At 48.8% G+C, this 15113-nt stretch carries 14 protein-coding genes; 12 read left to right on the plus strand and 2 right to left on the minus strand.

Annotated elements, in window-relative coordinates:
* The first annotated feature begins 4 nt into the window (after positions 1 to 4).
* From rfbB to rfbA, 3 genes are all read left to right on the plus strand, one after another.
* Complete coding sequence (gene rfbB / locus A8O23_RS16790; protein WP_066623696.1) at positions 5 to 1051, plus strand: dTDP-glucose 4,6-dehydratase; 1047 nt, start codon at positions 5 to 7, stop codon at positions 1049 to 1051.
* A gap of 85 nt (positions 1052 to 1136) precedes the next feature.
* Entirely contained in the window at positions 1137 to 2144 is a 1008-nt protein-coding gene (locus A8O23_RS16795) for an SDR family oxidoreductase (protein ID WP_066623698.1), read from the plus strand.
* Between the two features lie 6 nt (positions 2145 to 2150).
* Positions 2151 to 3011: a glucose-1-phosphate thymidylyltransferase RfbA gene (rfbA, locus tag A8O23_RS16800; RefSeq protein WP_066623699.1), complete on the plus strand. Its 861-nt coding sequence runs from the start codon at positions 2151 to 2153 to the stop codon at positions 3009 to 3011.
* 88 nt (positions 3012 to 3099) lie between these two features.
* Here the strand turns inward: rfbA and chrA are convergent, their stop codons facing one another.
* Both chrA and A8O23_RS16810 read right to left on the minus strand, forming a co-directional pair.
* Positions 3100 to 4275, minus strand: a complete 1176-nt coding sequence (chrA, locus tag A8O23_RS16805; protein WP_066623701.1) for a chromate efflux transporter — start codon at positions 4273 to 4275, stop codon at positions 3100 to 3102.
* Positions 4276 to 4537: 262 nt separating this feature from the next.
* Positions 4538 to 5509 carry an isopenicillin N synthase family dioxygenase gene (locus A8O23_RS16810; protein WP_066623703.1) on the minus strand — a complete coding sequence of 324 codons (972 nt, stop codon included), beginning with the start codon at positions 5507 to 5509 and terminating at the stop codon, positions 4538 to 4540.
* A gap of 103 nt (positions 5510 to 5612) precedes the next feature.
* Between A8O23_RS16810 and A8O23_RS16815 the strand changes: the two genes are divergently transcribed.
* The 9 genes from A8O23_RS16815 to A8O23_RS16855 all read left to right on the plus strand — a co-directional run bounded on the left by A8O23_RS16815 (position 5613) and on the right by A8O23_RS16855 (position 14965).
* Positions 5613 to 6479: a hypothetical protein gene (locus tag A8O23_RS16815; RefSeq protein ID WP_066623705.1), complete on the plus strand. Its 867-nt coding sequence runs from the start codon at positions 5613 to 5615 to the stop codon at positions 6477 to 6479.
* A gap of 275 nt (positions 6480 to 6754) precedes the next feature.
* Positions 6755 to 7240: a hypothetical protein gene (locus A8O23_RS16820; RefSeq protein ID WP_066623707.1), complete on the plus strand. Its 486-nt coding sequence runs from the start codon at positions 6755 to 6757 to the stop codon at positions 7238 to 7240.
* Between the two features lie 138 nt (positions 7241 to 7378).
* The gene (locus A8O23_RS16825) at positions 7379 to 8098 is read left to right on the plus strand and encodes an ABC transporter ATP-binding protein (RefSeq protein ID WP_066623709.1); all 720 of its coding nucleotides are present in this window, start codon (positions 7379 to 7381) and stop codon (positions 8096 to 8098) included.
* 12 nt (positions 8099 to 8110) lie between these two features.
* Positions 8111 to 9355 (plus strand): ABC transporter permease, encoded by a 1245-nt coding sequence (locus A8O23_RS16830; protein ID WP_066623711.1) that lies wholly within the window; start codon positions 8111 to 8113, stop codon positions 9353 to 9355.
* A gap of 383 nt (positions 9356 to 9738) precedes the next feature.
* Positions 9739 to 10989, plus strand: coding sequence for an ABC transporter permease (locus tag A8O23_RS16835; RefSeq protein WP_066623713.1), 1251 nt, complete (start codon positions 9739 to 9741; stop codon positions 10987 to 10989).
* A gap of 33 nt (positions 10990 to 11022) precedes the next feature.
* A complete protein-coding gene (locus A8O23_RS16840; RefSeq protein WP_066623714.1) occupies positions 11023 to 12129 on the plus strand; it encodes an efflux RND transporter periplasmic adaptor subunit in 1107 nt (368 codons plus the stop codon).
* A 130-nt stretch (positions 12130 to 12259) separates the two neighbouring features.
* Positions 12260 to 13375, plus strand: coding sequence for a DUF3616 domain-containing protein (locus A8O23_RS16845; RefSeq protein ID WP_066623851.1), 1116 nt, complete (start codon positions 12260 to 12262; stop codon positions 13373 to 13375).
* Between the two features lie 95 nt (positions 13376 to 13470).
* Entirely contained in the window at positions 13471 to 13989 is a 519-nt protein-coding gene (locus tag A8O23_RS16850) for a L,D-transpeptidase family protein (RefSeq protein WP_066623716.1), read from the plus strand.
* A gap of 82 nt (positions 13990 to 14071) precedes the next feature.
* Positions 14072 to 14965, plus strand: a complete 894-nt coding sequence (locus A8O23_RS16855; protein ID WP_066623719.1) for a carboxypeptidase-like regulatory domain-containing protein — start codon at positions 14072 to 14074, stop codon at positions 14963 to 14965.
* The last annotated feature ends 148 nt before the right edge of the window (positions 14966 to 15113 follow it).

Raw genomic sequence — 15113 nt, forward strand, 5'->3', positions numbered from 1 at the left:
AGAAATGAAAATTCTTATAACAGGAGGTGCCGGATTCATAGGCTCCCACGTGGTTCGGCTGTTTGTAACTAAATATCCAAACTATCAAATATTTAACTTGGATAAATTGACATATGCGGGCAATCTGCAGAACCTGACAGATATAGAAAATGCACCTAACTATACCTTCGTAAAAGGAGATATTACTGACCAAGCATTTATCAGCAACCTGTTTCAGGAGCAGAAGTTTGATGCGGTGATTCATTTGGCGGCGGAGTCGCATGTGGACAGATCAATCACTGACCCAATGGCATTTGTGTTTACTAACGTTATTGGAACTTGCTACCTGCTGCACGCGGCTAAAGAACTCTGGAAGTCTGACTTCAGCAATAAACTTTTTTATCACGTTTCCACCGATGAGGTATATGGTTCTTTAGGCGAGGAAGGCATGTTTACCGAGGAAACTAAGTATGACCCTCGCTCTCCATATTCTGCCTCAAAGGCCAGCTCTGACCATTTCGTGCGAGCTTACAATCACACCTACGGCATGCCGGTGAAGGTGTCTAACTGCTCGAACAACTACGGACCTAACCATTTCCCGGAGAAGCTGATTCCACTTGCGCTCAATAACATCAAGAATGAAAAGCCAGTGCCAGTGTATGGCAAAGGCGAGAATGTGCGTGACTGGCTGTACGTGATTGACCATGCGCGCGCCATTGATGACGTGTTCCACAAAGGCCAAGTGGGCGAGACCTATAATATTGGCGGCGTGAACGAGTGGCGGAATATTGACCTCATCCACCTGCTATGCGACATCATGGACCGAAAGTTAGGTCGTGAGGAAGGTGCCTCGCGCAAGCTAATCACTTTTGTGACAGACCGCGCCGGACATGATTTGCGCTACGCTATCGACTCCTCAAAAATCATGAACGAGTTGGGCTGGGAGCCGTCTGTTACCTTTGAGGAAGGATTGGAGAAAACAGTAGACTGGTACCTGCAAAACGAAGACTGGCTGCAGAACGTAACTTCTGGTAACTATCAAGAATACTACCAGAAACAATACTCTCAGTAATAACAAGAGTTAGCTGTGAATTTGGCCTGTTTTCTTAAAAACAGCAAATTCACAGCTAATAATTCCTAATTATTAATTAATCGTCGTGTATAATTCCCCTTTTCATAACAAACCGCTAGACAACACTGCATTTCTGATTACTGGCGGAGCGGGCTTCATTGGTTCCAACCTTGTGGAGTATTTGCTGAAGTACAACGCCAAGAAAGTGCGGGTGCTGGACAATTATTCCAACGGCTTTCATAAAAATTTGAAAGCTTTTCAAGATAATCCGGCTTTGGAAGTTATGGAGGGAGATATCAGAGACTTAGAAACTTGCAAGAAGGCCTGCGAGGGAATGGATATTGTGCTACACCAGGCTGCTCTCGGCTCTGTACCACGCAGCGTGAAGGACCCAGTGACTTCTAATGAGGTGAACGTAAGCGGTTTCGTGAATATGCTGATGGCAGCGAAAGAGCAGAGTGTGAAGCGCTTCGTTTACGCCGCCTCTTCCTCTACATACGGAGACAGCAAATCTTTGCCCAAGGTAGAAGATAAGATTGGCCGTCCGTTGTCACCGTACGCAGTGACTAAATATGTAAATGAGTTATATGCCGATGTATTTGGGAAGACTTACGGAATGGAAATCATTGGCTTGCGATATTTCAACATTTTCGGGCCGAGACAAGACCCAAACGGCGCGTATGCGGCGGTTATTCCTTTGTTTATTGATGCCGTGCTGAACAACCGAGGGCCTAGAATGAACGGTGACGGTGAGCATACTCGTGACTTCACCTTCGTAGAGAATTGCGTGGAGGCGAATATTCGGGCAGCATTGGTTGAAAATCCTGAGGCTATAAATCAAGTGTATAACATAGCGGTGGGAGACAGAACCTCCTTAAATGACCTGTTCAATATTCTGAAGGATGAAGCGGGTGTTGATGTGCAGGCCGAGTATGGGCCGGAGCGTCTTGGAGACATTCGGGATAGTTTGGCAGATATTTCTAAAGCTAGAAAACTATTAGGCTATAACCCGCAAATTAAAATACAGGAAGGGTTGCGTATCACCTTAGACTGGTTCCGGAACAACCAAGACTTCATCTATAACCAAAAGTAGAAGAACATGAAAGGAATTATCTTGGCAGGTGGCTCGGGCACCAGATTGCACCCCTTAACGCTGGCGGTTAGCAAACAGCTAATGCCGGTGTATGATAAACCTATGATTTATTACCCGCTTAGCACGCTTATGCTGGCTGGTATCAAAGATATTCTCATCATCTCCACGCCGCATGACCTTCCAATGTTTGAGCGACTGCTGGGCGATGGTAGCCAGATAGGCTGTTGCTTCAGCTATCAGGTGCAGGAGGTGCCGAATGGGCTGGCGCAGGCCTTCGTCTTAGGGGCGGATTTCGTGGGCAAGGACAAAGCCGCTTTGATTTTAGGCGACAACATCTTCTATGGCTCTGGCATGGGTGAACTGCTCCAAGCAAATAAAGATCCTGATGGAGGGGTGGTGTATGCATACCACGTGCAGGACCCGGAGCGCTACGGCGTGGTAGAGTTCGACGGGGACAACAAAGTTATATCCATTGAGGAGAAGCCGAAACAGCCCAAATCTAATTACGCGGTACCTGGGCTCTACTTCTACGACAATGACGTGGTTGACATCGCCAAGAATCTGAAGCCCAGCCCCAGAGGAGAGTATGAAATTACCGATGTGAATAAAGAGTATTTGAGAAGAGGCAAATTGAAAGTGGGTATTTTGAACCGCGGAACCGCTTGGTTGGACACTGGCACCATTCAGTCACTGATGCAGGCAGCCACGTTTGTGCAGGTGATTGAGGAGCGGCAGGGTCTCAAAATTGGAGCTATTGAAGAAGTAGCCTACCGAATGGGCTTCATCAATGCCGAGCAGTTGCAGAGGGTGGCTGAGCCATTGCGCAAGAGCGGGTATGGAGATTACTTGTTAAGCATCTTAAAGTAATATACTTAGCTTCTATACAAAAATAGCCTGAAAGCAGAACCAGCTTCTATTTTCGGACTATTTTTGTAAAATGAAGTCAAAAACAAGTTTACCCCGGAAACAGCAAACCTACTACTAGCCCTGTCAGAATAAGTAATGGAGCAGGAACTTTCGTCCAAAGCAATAGGGCAAAAGTAACTACCACCAAACCGAAATTGTAAGGCGTGTTTTCGATGGGGTGATACAGCATAATGGCCGCCGCGCAGACCAAACCCGAGCCCACAGCATTAATGCCTTCCAGAGAAGCTTGGATTACACGGAATTTGCGAAGTTCTCCCCAGAACCGAATCACAAAGAAAATTAAGAACGTACCCGGCAGAAAAATGGCAATGGTAGAGACAATGCCGCCAAGAATCTGACCGCCCCATCCATACTCCCGCATAGAAAGCGTTCCAATATAAGAACAGAAGGAGAACACCGGCCCCGGCAGCGCCTGCACCATGGCAAAGCCCGATAGAAATTCCTTTGAGCTGAGGTAACTTTTAAATACTACGAACTCAGTATACATGAGCGGAATCAGCACCTGACCGCCTCCAAAAATAAGGCTGCCGTTCCGGTAGAAGTTCTCAAACAACAAAACAGCTCTTAACTGTGTGTAGCGTCCCAGTAACGCCGCCGCCACCAACACTCCGGCAAAAAGAAGAAAGTTTGCCCACTCCACCCGCATTGGTTTCTTCTCTAGAATAGGTTGGCGTTTGAACCGAAAGGCAGTAAGGCTACCCCCAGCCAACAGCAGCGCCGGAAAAACCCAAGGCGACCGGAAGAAGTAGGAGAGAATGGCAGAAACCATTAAAATAAGAATTCCCAACTTAGTAGTGACCACCTTGGAGCTGATGCGGTACGCGGCAAAGGCCACAAAACCCACCGCCATAGGCTGAATAAAACGGGTAAAACCCAAAGGGGCGCCTTTATCTCCCAGAAAAGAAATCAAAAGGCCGGCGGCAATCATTATGAGGGCGGCGGGGGCAATCCAGACCAAAAGTGTGAGGTACGCCAGGTTTGGCCCACCTACTTTAAACCCGATGGCAGTAATGGTTTGGGTGGAGGTGGGGCCGGGCAGGATGTTGCAAAGGGCGTTGAGCTCCATAAGCTCCTTTTCGTTGATGAACCGCCTTTTCTCTACCAGCAGCCGCAACATCATGGCAATATGCGCCTGAGGCCCTCCAAACGCAGTAAGCGAAAGAGTGGCCACGTCTTTTAAGAAGATAATGTTCCGTGGGCGCAAGGGCTAAAAGTAAGAGGACGTTTTAGGCTAATTTTTAAAAATAAGCATAAAAACGAAAGGAGCCTCAAGAGCTTATTTAAATTTTAGGTTTGTAAGCGAAAGTAGTTAGAGTAAGGTTCTGACGAAGTGGTTTTTGAGCCTCGTAGCAGCGCTACGAAGGTGATAAAAGCACAAAGGCAGGTTCTTGCTATAACTACTTGCAGCGAAAAGCTAAAGTTTAAACAAGCTCTTAAAGAGCTCCTTTCTAAATTTCTGGAAAAACTTATTTTTTTAATCCAAGTTCCACTAGGCGCTCGTTCAAGAACTCGCCGGCGGTAATATCTGGGAACTGTTTCGGGTTTTGCTCATCAATACAACCTTCCAGGCAAGTCAAGTCCATCTCGGAGCGAGGGTGCATGAAGAACGGAATGGAGAAGCGGGAGGTATTCATCAGCTCACGCGGCGGGTTCACTACGCGGTGAATGGTAGACTTCAATTTGTTGTTGGTGTGGCGAGACAGCATGTCACCCACGTTTACAATCACCTGCTCGGGCAGGGCGGTAATCGGAATCCATTTACCGTCGCGGCGGAGAACTTGCAGGCCATCGGCAGAGGCGCCCATTAATAATGTAATTAGGTTGATATCACCGTGCTCGGCGGCACGTACGGCATCGGCGGGTACGGCATCTGGGTTTTCTATCGGGAAGTAATGGATAGGGCGAAGAATGCTGTTTCCGTTGTGCACTTTGGCATCGAAATAATCTTCAGACAAGCCTAGGTATATAGCCAAAGCTTTCAGCACCTGCTTGCCAGCAGCTTCCAGACGCTGATACGCCTCCAAGGCCACCTCTTTGAACTCAGGCACTTCTTCCGGCCAAACGTTGTCTGGGTACTCTTCTTTAATTGGGTCATTGTCGGTCACTTCCTGGCCTACGTGGTAGAACTCCTTCAGGTCGCCGGTGTTACGGCCCTTGGCGTGCTCTTTTCCTTTGCCTACGTAGCCGCGCTGGCCTGCTAAGCCCGGAATCTCATACTTCTGCTTCACCTCATCTGGCAGGGCGAAGAATTTTTTTATGGCGGCGTATAATCGCTCCGTTAGGTCATCGCTCAGGCCATGGTTTTTTATCGCCACAAACCCAATATTTTGGTGCGCATCGCCCATTGCCTTCACAAAGGCCGCTTTGCGCTCCGAGTCGCCAGACGTAAAATCAGCTAAGTCCAGCGAAGGGATTTCCTCCAATAATTTATCGTTCATAAACCTAAGTTGACGTGTTGTTTAATGCGTGTTGTAGTGGGCTGCAAGTTACGAATTTTCTATCTTTGAAACATTCTGTGCGTTCATACGAAAAACTAATACTATGAAAAACAAACACATCTCTTTACTTGCCGCTGTGGCGCTGCTGTTCTCAGCCGCCGCTTGTGACAGCAACCGTACCACCACTACCGAAGGAGAAGGAACCGACACCGCCGACCACGCGGCCATGGGCCACGATTCGGCTGGGGTGCAATACCAAGGCACCATGGGCACACCTATGGAAAAAGGTGGCCTGAAAGTTTATTCTTACAGCAACTCGGTTGATTTCCCTGATGCTAAGCTGGAGCAAACGGCTCCAGAGGAAAATGCCACGGTAGCCGCCGGTGAAGTGCCGTTTAAGTACACAGTTCAGAACTATGAACTGAGCAAGCAGACGCCAGACGCCGGCACGCATGAGCATGCCAATTCGGCCGAAGGCCAGCACATCCACAACATTGTGGACAACGAGCCTTACACCGCGCACTACACCCCAGAGTTCACCAAGAAAATGGAAAACGGCGAGCACGTGGTCCTGTCTTTCTTGTCACGGTCTTACCACGAGAGCATTAAACATCCAACTGCTTATACTTTGCGTGAAGTGAAAGTGGGCAACGGAGGCAAGACCATGGATTTCAAGAAAGACGATCAGCACTTGTTCTACAGCCGTCCTAAAGGCGAGTACAAAGGCGCCGATACCAAAAAAGTGATGTTGGATTTCTACCTAGTGAACACCACCCTCAGCCCCGACGGAAACAAAGTGCGCGCCACCATCAACGGCAATGAGTTCATTCTGGACCAGTGGCTACCGTACCTGATTGAGGGCTTGCCAATGGGTGAAAACACGTTCAAACTGGAGCTCATCAACAGCCAAGGCCAAGTAATTCCAGGGCCCTTCAATACCGTAACCCGTACCGTTACTTTGAAAGAATAGTTTATAAATTGCTGCACATAAGCAAAGAGCCGCTCTATCAGGAGCGGCTCTTTTTGTTTTTCAAATTTTATGTTTTGGAATCGTTTTCAAGAAAAGAGACCGAAAACACAAAACTACACAGGCCAATATAGGGGCAAGAGCTTTATAAATTGTCTTGGAATAAATGTAATTAATGTCAGAGGTGTGCGACTAATATTGAACATTCCTTCCTCCCTGGCACACCAGCAATTGTAGCGAAGAGTATAGCAAATATTCCTTTCAAAGAACGCCCACACATGCAGTTTGAGAAAATATTCAGAACTAAAACTGGCTATTGCCATGTGCTGCCGCAGAAAATAGCTTTCACCCGCGATGGCATTTTAGGCAACCTGACGGAGAAATCAACGGGTGCAAGGGTGGCCAACTTATTCGCCGTTTATGGCCTGATTGCCTTGTTTTTGCTGTACCAGGCCATTACCAGCTACCAAACGAACCATACGTTTCAGGCTACCTTCTTTGGGTTGCTGAGCGGGTATTTGTTTGTGGGCATCTTAAGGAGCCGGAATAATACGGCGGTGCAGAGCATTGCTCGAGAAAATATTCAGAAAGTAAAGTTCAAGAAAGCCACCAGCCTGTCGCGCGCTTATTTTGAAGTCTTTTATAAAGACGAAGAAAACCGTACCAAAAAACGACTGATTTTGCTGCCGGGCTCTGCGTCTGATGGTACCGAAGAAATAGATAGGGCCACAAAAATTTTCAAAGAGGAAAACCTGATAAAGTAGAGCCACTCTGAGGCAGAGATTTTTATTCAGAAGAATAAAAATCTCTGCCAAAGCAACCAAACCTAATTCTTCTGCATCTATCTCGGAAAGAAAGCTTTCCGAGGCACACAAATACTTTACCCGCTATCGCTCAAAACTATGATTCACCTGCAGGGCATCCACAAGTATTACACCATGGCGCAGAACAAGCTCCATGTGCTAAAAGGCATAGATTTGCACGTGCGCGAAGGTGAATTAGTGTCCATCATGGGTTCCTCGGGCTCGGGCAAATCTACGCTGCTCAACATACTGGGTATTCTGGATGATTACGACCAAGGCCAGTACACGCTGGCGGGGACTTCCATCAAAAACCTGTCGCAGACCAGGGCGGCACAGTACCGCAACCAGTTTCTGGGCTTCGTGTTTCAGAGCTTTAATTTGCTCACCTTCAAAAACGCCATGGAAAACGTGGCGCTGCCGCTGTACTACCAGAAAGTGGGCCGCAAAGAGCGCAACAAACTGGCGCTGGGGTACCTGGACCGCGTGGGGCTGAAAGATTGGGCCGAACACTCACCCAACGAAATGTCAGGTGGGCAACGGCAGCGTGTGGCCATTGCCCGGGCTCTTATCAGTCAACCGAAATTGATATTAGCCGATGAGCCCACTGGTGCCTTAGACACTAAGACTACTGAAGAGGTGATGGAGATATTCAAAGACGTGAACCGCCAGGGCATGACCGTGGTGATTGTGACGCACGAAAACGACATAGCCGCCCAAACCGACCGTGTTATCCGGCTCAAAGATGGTCTGATTCTGGACGATGGCTTGGGCAATAAATCTGAGGAATTTCTGACCAAAGTTGCTTATTCCCAAGCATAACTCCCGCAGCGTATGTTCGATATTGACAAATGGCAGGAGATTCTGGGCACCGTCCGGAAAAACAAACTAAGGACGTTTTTGACGGCTTTTGGGGTTTTCTGGGGCATTTTTATGCTGGTGCTTCTGCTGGGTGCGGGGCAAGGCCTGCAGAACGGCGTGTTCAACCGTTTCGGTGACGGAGCCAAGAACAGCATCTTCTTCTCAGGCGCTAAAACTTCCTTGGCCCACAAAGGGTTGAGCCCTGGCCGCCAAATTCAGCTATCTAATGAAGATTTGGCCACCATAGTACGCGAGGTGCCAGAAGTAAACATTGTTTCACCGCGTAACCGCTTGTGGGGCGAATACACCATCAACTACAAAACCGAAAACGGCTCTTACCAGGTTTTTGGCTCTATTCCAGAGTTTCTGGAGATGAACGGGGAACGTGTGAAATCTGGCCGGCTGCTAAACCAAAAGGATTTGGATGAGAAGCGCAAAGTAGTGGTGATTGGGGATAAAGTGCGCGAAGTGCTGTTCAAAGACAAGCCAGCCGTGGGGGAATACGTGAACATCAAGGGGATTCACTTTAAGGTAGTGGGCACCTTTACCGTGCGTGGCAACAACGGCGGCCGCCGCGAAGAACGTGCCTACATTCCGTTTAGCACGTTGCAAACTGCCTATAACCAGCCTAACCAGGTGCAGCTGATTGGTATGGTAGCCAAACCGGGAATAAAAGCCACCGTCATTGAAGAGAAAGTAAAGCATCTGCTGGCCCAGCGGCATAAATTTTCCCCCGAAGATGCCCAAGCTCTTCAAATCAACAATGGCGAGAAAGAGTACGAGCAGATGATGGGTCTTTTCAACGGCATTAACATCTTTGTGTGGATTGTGGGCATAGGTACGCTCATTGCTGGTATTGTGGGAGTGAGCAACATCATGCTCATCATCGTGAAAGAGCGCACCCGTGAAATTGGCGTACGCAAGGCTTTAGGCGCCACTCCGTTCTCAGTAGTAAGCCTGATTCTGCAGGAGTCCATTATTATTACGGCTTTATCTGGTTATTTAGGCCTGCTGGCGGGTGTTGGTCTGCTTGATTTGGTTCGCTACGCCATCGACTCATCTGGGGCGGAACTGCCTTTCTTCGCTAATCCGGGGGTACATCTGGGAGTAGCCGTCTCAGCCACAGTCTTGCTGGTGCTTGCCGGAGCTCTGGCTGGTCTAGTGCCCGCCCTGAAAGCAGCTAGAATTAAACCGATTGAAGCGTTGAGAGCAGACTGATTTTTAATTTGGAATTGAGAATTGTTTAGGAATATATATATAGTTACGCATTCCGTCCCCCTTTGAAGGGGGTAGGGGGATGACAAGATGGATAGAACAAGTAGAAGCTGTAGTTTAAAAACAGAGAGAATTGATTCTCGGGAGGATGTGCATCAGCAGAATAAAAAAATCAGCAATGTGTGGACCTGCTAGTGCAAACATCCCCCTTGGCCTCCTTCAAAGGGGGGGTATCAGAAAGGCACGGAAGTAACTTCCGCGCCATAGAATGTGATGTATAAGGAAAGAATGACTGTTTTTGACCTGATTTTCTGAAAACTGGACAAAAACAGATTAAATAAAATTCTTGACTCAGGACTCGCGACTCAAGACTCAGAACTCAAAAAATGATTGACATAGACAAATGGTCTGAGATTTACGCCACAGTGAAGAAACATAAGCTTCGGACGGCGCTGACGGCCTTTGGCGTATTCTGGGGTGTATTCATGCTGGTGCTGCTGTTGGGGGCCGGAAAGGGGCTGGAAAACGGTGTTACAAATGAATTCAACGTAGCCAAGAACGCCGTGTTCGTCTGGACGCAACGCACTAGCGTGCCGTACATGGGCCTGAAGCCGGGGCGTTTTGTAAACTTAGTGAATGAAGACGTAGAGGCCATTAAAAGCCAGCTTCCGGAGGTGGGGGTGGTGTCGCCGAGCAGCCAGCTGTGGGGCACTTTCACCGTGAGCCGTAACGATAAAAACTCATCGTTTACCGTGAATGGCGAATTTCCGGAGCTACTGTACGTAGAGCCGCTTTCCATCAGTAAAGGCAGGTTTTTGAACAAGCTTGACATTGACGAGAAACGCAAAGTCGCTATTATAGGGCCGCGGGTGCAAGTAGTTTTGTTTAAGCCCGAGGAAGACCCAATAGGCAAGTACATCAACATTAAAGGCAGCTATTTTCAGGTAGTGGGCGTGCACCAGCCGGTAGGTAAAAGCGAAGACATTGTGCAGGGGGCGCAGACCATTTTCATTCCGCACTCTACGCTGCAGCAGACTTTTAACCAGCAGAACCGCATTGGGCACCTGAAACTGATTCCGGTCCCCGGTGTGGCGGCGGTGGTAGTGGAAGACAAGGTAAAAGCCCTGTTGGCTCAGCGGCACAAAGTAGCCCCCTCAGACGTCAAGGCCTTTGGCTCAGCTAACATAGAGAAAGAGTTTCAGGAGATACAGGGATTGTTTACGGGCATTTCCAGCTTCAGCTGGTTTGTGAGTGTCATGACGCTTATTGCGGGCATCATTGGCGTGGGCAACATCATGCTCATTGTGGTGAAAGAACGCACGAAGGAAATTGGCATCCGGAAAGCAATGGGTGCCACGCCGCTTTCAGTCATTAGCCTGATTCTGCAGGAAAGCGTGGTCATTACAGCGCTGGCCGGTTACCTGGGCCTGATGGCCGGAACCGGTTTAATTGCCCTGATTGATTACCTGATGGTAAAAATGGGAGCCACAGGCGGCATGTTCGCCAATCCCGAGGTGGACCCGCAGGTAGGATTCATGGCCATCGCGCTGCTGGTGATTATGGGAGCTCTGGCCGGGCTGATTCCGGCTACCAAAGCCGCACGTGTGAATCCGGTGGAAGCACTTAAAGACGAATAAAACAGCACAGTAACATACCGTACATAAAACAAAATGAAAAAAGTATTCTTAGGTCTGTTCATCATTATCTTCTTAGCCGGAAGCGTCTGGATTGGACAGTACTTCTACAAAAAATCGACGACTGACCCGGTGGTATACAAAACCGAAAAGCCGTTTTACACCAACATTGTCAAGAAAACGGTGGCCACGGGTTCTATTGTGCCGCGCAAAGAAATCCAGATAAAGCCGCAGGTGTCAGGTATTGTGGAGGAGCTGTACGTAGAGGCGGGTCAGACGGTGAAGGCTGGGCAAATGATTGCCAAAATCAGGATTGTACCCAACATGGTGAGCGTGAACAATGCTGAGACCAGTGTGCAAACGGCTAAAATCGCTTTCAGCCAAGCCAAACAAGAGCTGGACCGCCAGAAGCAGTTATTTGAGCAAAAGGTCATAGCCGAACAGGAATACAACAAATTTCTGCTGGAATACAACCTCAAGAAAGAAGATTTAACCTCTGCCGAGAATAATTTACAGCTGGTGAAATCGGGAACCTCCAAGCGTACCGGCGGCTCTAACGTCATCTACTCCACCGTGGAGGGAATGGTGCTGGACGTGCCGGTAAAAGTGGGGGCCTCGGTGATTGAGCGCAACAACTTCAACGAAGGCACCACCATTGCCGCCGTAGCCGATATGAAAAGCCTCATTTTTGAAGGCAAGATTGATGAATCAGAGGTCGGCAAACTCCGCGAGGGCATGGATTTGAACCTGACCATTGGCGCCATCGAGAACAAAGTGTATAAGGCCCGTCTGGAGCACATCGCCCCAAAAGGCATATTGGAGGAAGGTGCCGTGAAGTTTCAGGTGAAAGCCCAAATTTTACTGGAGCCGGGTGATTTTCTGCGTGCCGGCTACAGCGCCAACGCCGACATTGTGTTGGACCAGAAAGAGAACGTGCTGGCTATAAAAGAAGGCCTGTTGCAGTTCGGGAAGAAAAGCAAAGACAGTGTGTTTGTGGAGGTGGAGACAGGGCCACAGCAGTTCCAGAAAAAGCTGGTGAAAACCGGATTATCTGACGGTATCAACATTCAGATTGTGGAAGGCCTGAAAGCCGAAGACAAAGTAAAAGTGACCGAAGCCGCCACGCCAGACAAGCAGTCATAAAGTAGGCATGAATGTAAAACAGCGTGGGCAGCCATTTTTGGCTGCCCACGCTGTTTTTTAGGCTGTTTTTCAGAAAACAGGCCAAAAACGCTTAACTTTCTGCTCTTGCACCGTATCTCTTTGCATGACTATGAAACACCTGGCAACCCTGTTAGAACTTCGCTTTAACCCTGAATTCAGTTTTGGCCCCGAGGGCAAACACGTGCGCGACGGCCTTTCCACCGTGCTGCGCACCGGTGATTATTTGTGGGTAAGCTGCGATGAACGTACCAAAGTGGAACGGCTCAAGAAGACCGGAGAGTACACCTATGCCGAGCACACCACCTTCGACCTGACCGAGTACCTGGAACTGCCCGACGGCAACAACTCAGAAATAGACATTGAAGGCATGGGCCGCGCCGGCGGCTATCTCTGGATTGTGGGCTCACACAGCCTGAAGCGCAGAAAGCCTAAAAGCAAAGATTCTATTGAAAAGCAGATCAACCGGCTGACCAAAGTAAAAAACGACCCTAACCGTTATCTGCTGGCCCGCATTCCGCTGGTAGAAAACCCAAAAACCGGAGAATTTACTCTTCAGAAATCCTGCCCTGACCCTGAAAACGGCGGCAAGACTTTGCGGGCTGCCCAGTTAGTAGGCACTTCCACCACAAACCAATTAATGGAAGCCGTGGCCAACGACCCGCACCTCAAAGATTTCCTGCCTATTCCGGGGAAAGACAACGGCTTTGACATTGAAGGACTGGCGCTGCACGAAAACCGAATATTTTTAGGCTTGCGCGGTCCGGTGCTGCGGGGCTGGGCCATGCTGTTGGAGTTGCAGGTAGAGGATGCGGAGCAGGAGGGGTATCTGCAGCTGGTGCCGGTAGAGGAAGATAAGCGGCTGTACAAAAAGCACTTCCTGCACATGAGCGGCAAAGGCGTACGCGAACTGCGCATCAAAGGCGATGATCTGTATTTCCTGGCCGGCCCCACTATGGATTTGGACGGAACTATTGCCGTATACCGCTGGCCCAACGCCATACCAAGAACTGCCAAGGGTGAGCAAGTGGTGCATAGAAAGGAGCTGGAGCATCTGTTTGACGTTCCGCACGGCAGCGGTATGACGAGCGGCCAAAACAAAGCCGAGGGTTTGGCTATTTATGATGATAACCACCTGCTCGTAGTCTTCGACAGCCCCTCTGCCTTGCGCAAACCTGAAGATGATGTGGTGTTGGCAGACTTGTACCGGATTAGCGGCGGAAAATAAGTCTCTGTTTTAGGCCTGTTTTTATAAAAATAAGCCGAAAATAGGCAGGAGTTGGAAAAGTAAATCAACGCATAGGGAATTATATTTCAAGCAAAATGAAAAAGGTGATTATGGCGCTTCTCCTGCTGATAATGGCAGTTGCTGCCACGTATGCGCTTTACCCAATATCTGCTAAACTGCCGAAGAACACTACCTTTGATCAGCTTGAGGTACTGAAGTCAGAGCGGAAACTTTTGGCATATTCCAAGGGCAAAGTCATCAGAAGCTACAACATTTCATTGGGCGCAAACCCAGAGGGGCACAAGCAGTACGAGGGCGACAACAAAACTCCCGAAGGCACCTACACCATCCACGACAAGAACCCGAACAGCGGCTACCATAAAAACCTGGGTGTTTCCTACCCCAACGTTCAGGACAAAGCGGCGGCCAAGAAGTTAGGTAAGTCGCCGGGTGGCGATATTAAAATTCATGGCCTTCGGAATGGTGTCGGCTTTATTGGAAGGCTGCACCGGTTCATGGATTGGACGCACGGCTGCCTAGCCGTCACCGATGCTGAGATAGACGAACTTTACGCCCATACACCAGTTGGCACGCCCATAGAAATTAAGCCGTAGACTAAGAACAACAGTAGGTGCGTTTTAAAGCTAGTTTCTGAAAAACAGCTCTAAAACAGCACCAGCACTCAAAGCCAATCCAATGAAAAAAGCAGCGTTTCTATTACTTCTGATGTGCTTGCTAATAGCTGAAGGCTTTGGACAAGTCAAAGGCACCGTTACCGACCAATCTACCGGCAAGCCGGTTTCCTTCGCCAATATTTGGGTGGAAGACCAAAGTATTGGCACCACTTCAAATGAGAAAGGGCAGTTTGAACTGAAAGCATCTTCGCTGGAAGGAAAAACGTTGATAGTATCTTGTTTGGGCTATGAACGGAAGTTGGTGCCTGTTACTGCCGCTCCACTTAAAATAGCCTTGAAACCCTCGGCCGTGTCATTGCGGGAGGTAACGGTAAAGCGGAACACCGCCCGCCGGAAAGCCGTCGTGAATCAGCTGGACAATGACACGCAACTGTGCTTCGGAAGCAACGGCACCCCCTGGATTATTGCGCAATACGTTCCTTACAAACCCACCTACAGTAACACTCCTTTTGTAGACGAGGTTGCCATGGTGACGTTGAGCAACCTCAGGAAAGCTCAGTTTAAAATAAGGTTATTGGAGGTGAAGGAGAACGGTGAGCCAGGCAATGATTTGCTGACCACACCTTTGCTGGTAACCGCACCCAAGGGTATTAAAACTCTGCGCGTCAACCTAAGCCAATATGATTTGCTCATGCCATCCAAAGGCTTCTTTATTGCCTTTGAATGGTTAATTATTCCAGATAACAAATATGAGCCGCGAGATGAAGAAACAGGAGAGAAGTTAAGCGAAACGTTCGTGTCTTATGAACCCAGCATCCGGACCTACAAAAAGTCGAGCCAAGTCCGCCACGGCTGGATTTACCACCAGGGCAAATGGCAAAGCACCGATAAAGTAGAAGAAGGAGATGCCATTGCCTCCGCCACTCCACATTTTCAGTTGACATTGAGTGATTGAGACTGATGCTTTTCTAATTTAATAGAATTTTCATGGCGCAAGCATCCGCTTGTGTCCGTTCGCATTGCAACGTTAGCCACCGCTGTTTCTCCAGGTACACCTGCGACCACAAGCGGACGCTTGCGCCAGTGGTTATTGCATCTTATTT

This window comes from Rufibacter roseus (assembly GCF_001647285.1).
GTDB classification, from domain to species: domain Bacteria; phylum Bacteroidota; class Bacteroidia; order Cytophagales; family Hymenobacteraceae; genus Nibribacter; species Nibribacter roseus.

Excerpts from the sequence above, each read along its gene's own strand:
- rfbB (WP_066623696.1), top strand. The coding sequence starts at position 5 with ATGAAAATTCTTATAACAGGAGGTGCCGGATTCATAGGCTCCCACGTG.
- rfbA (WP_066623699.1), top strand. The coding sequence starts at position 2,151 with ATGAAAGGAATTATCTTGGCAGGTGGCTCGGGCACCAGATTGCACCCC.
- A8O23_RS16810 (WP_066623703.1), bottom strand. The coding sequence starts at position 5,509 with ATGAACGATAAATTATTGGAGGAAATCCCTTCGCTGGACTTAGCTGAT.
- A8O23_RS16815 (WP_066623705.1), top strand. The coding sequence starts at position 5,613 with ATGAAAAACAAACACATCTCTTTACTTGCCGCTGTGGCGCTGCTGTTC.
- A8O23_RS16820 (WP_066623707.1), top strand. The coding sequence starts at position 6,755 with ATGCAGTTTGAGAAAATATTCAGAACTAAAACTGGCTATTGCCATGTG.
- A8O23_RS16825 (WP_066623709.1), top strand. The coding sequence starts at position 7,379 with ATGATTCACCTGCAGGGCATCCACAAGTATTACACCATGGCGCAGAAC.
- A8O23_RS16830 (WP_066623711.1), top strand. The coding sequence starts at position 8,111 with ATGTTCGATATTGACAAATGGCAGGAGATTCTGGGCACCGTCCGGAAA.
- A8O23_RS16835 (WP_066623713.1), top strand. The coding sequence starts at position 9,739 with ATGATTGACATAGACAAATGGTCTGAGATTTACGCCACAGTGAAGAAA.
- A8O23_RS16840 (WP_066623714.1), top strand. The coding sequence starts at position 11,023 with ATGAAAAAAGTATTCTTAGGTCTGTTCATCATTATCTTCTTAGCCGGA.
- A8O23_RS16845 (WP_066623851.1), top strand. The coding sequence starts at position 12,260 with ATGAAACACCTGGCAACCCTGTTAGAACTTCGCTTTAACCCTGAATTC.
- A8O23_RS16850 (WP_066623716.1), top strand. The coding sequence starts at position 13,471 with ATGAAAAAGGTGATTATGGCGCTTCTCCTGCTGATAATGGCAGTTGCT.
- A8O23_RS16855 (WP_066623719.1), top strand. The coding sequence starts at position 14,072 with ATGAAAAAAGCAGCGTTTCTATTACTTCTGATGTGCTTGCTAATAGCT.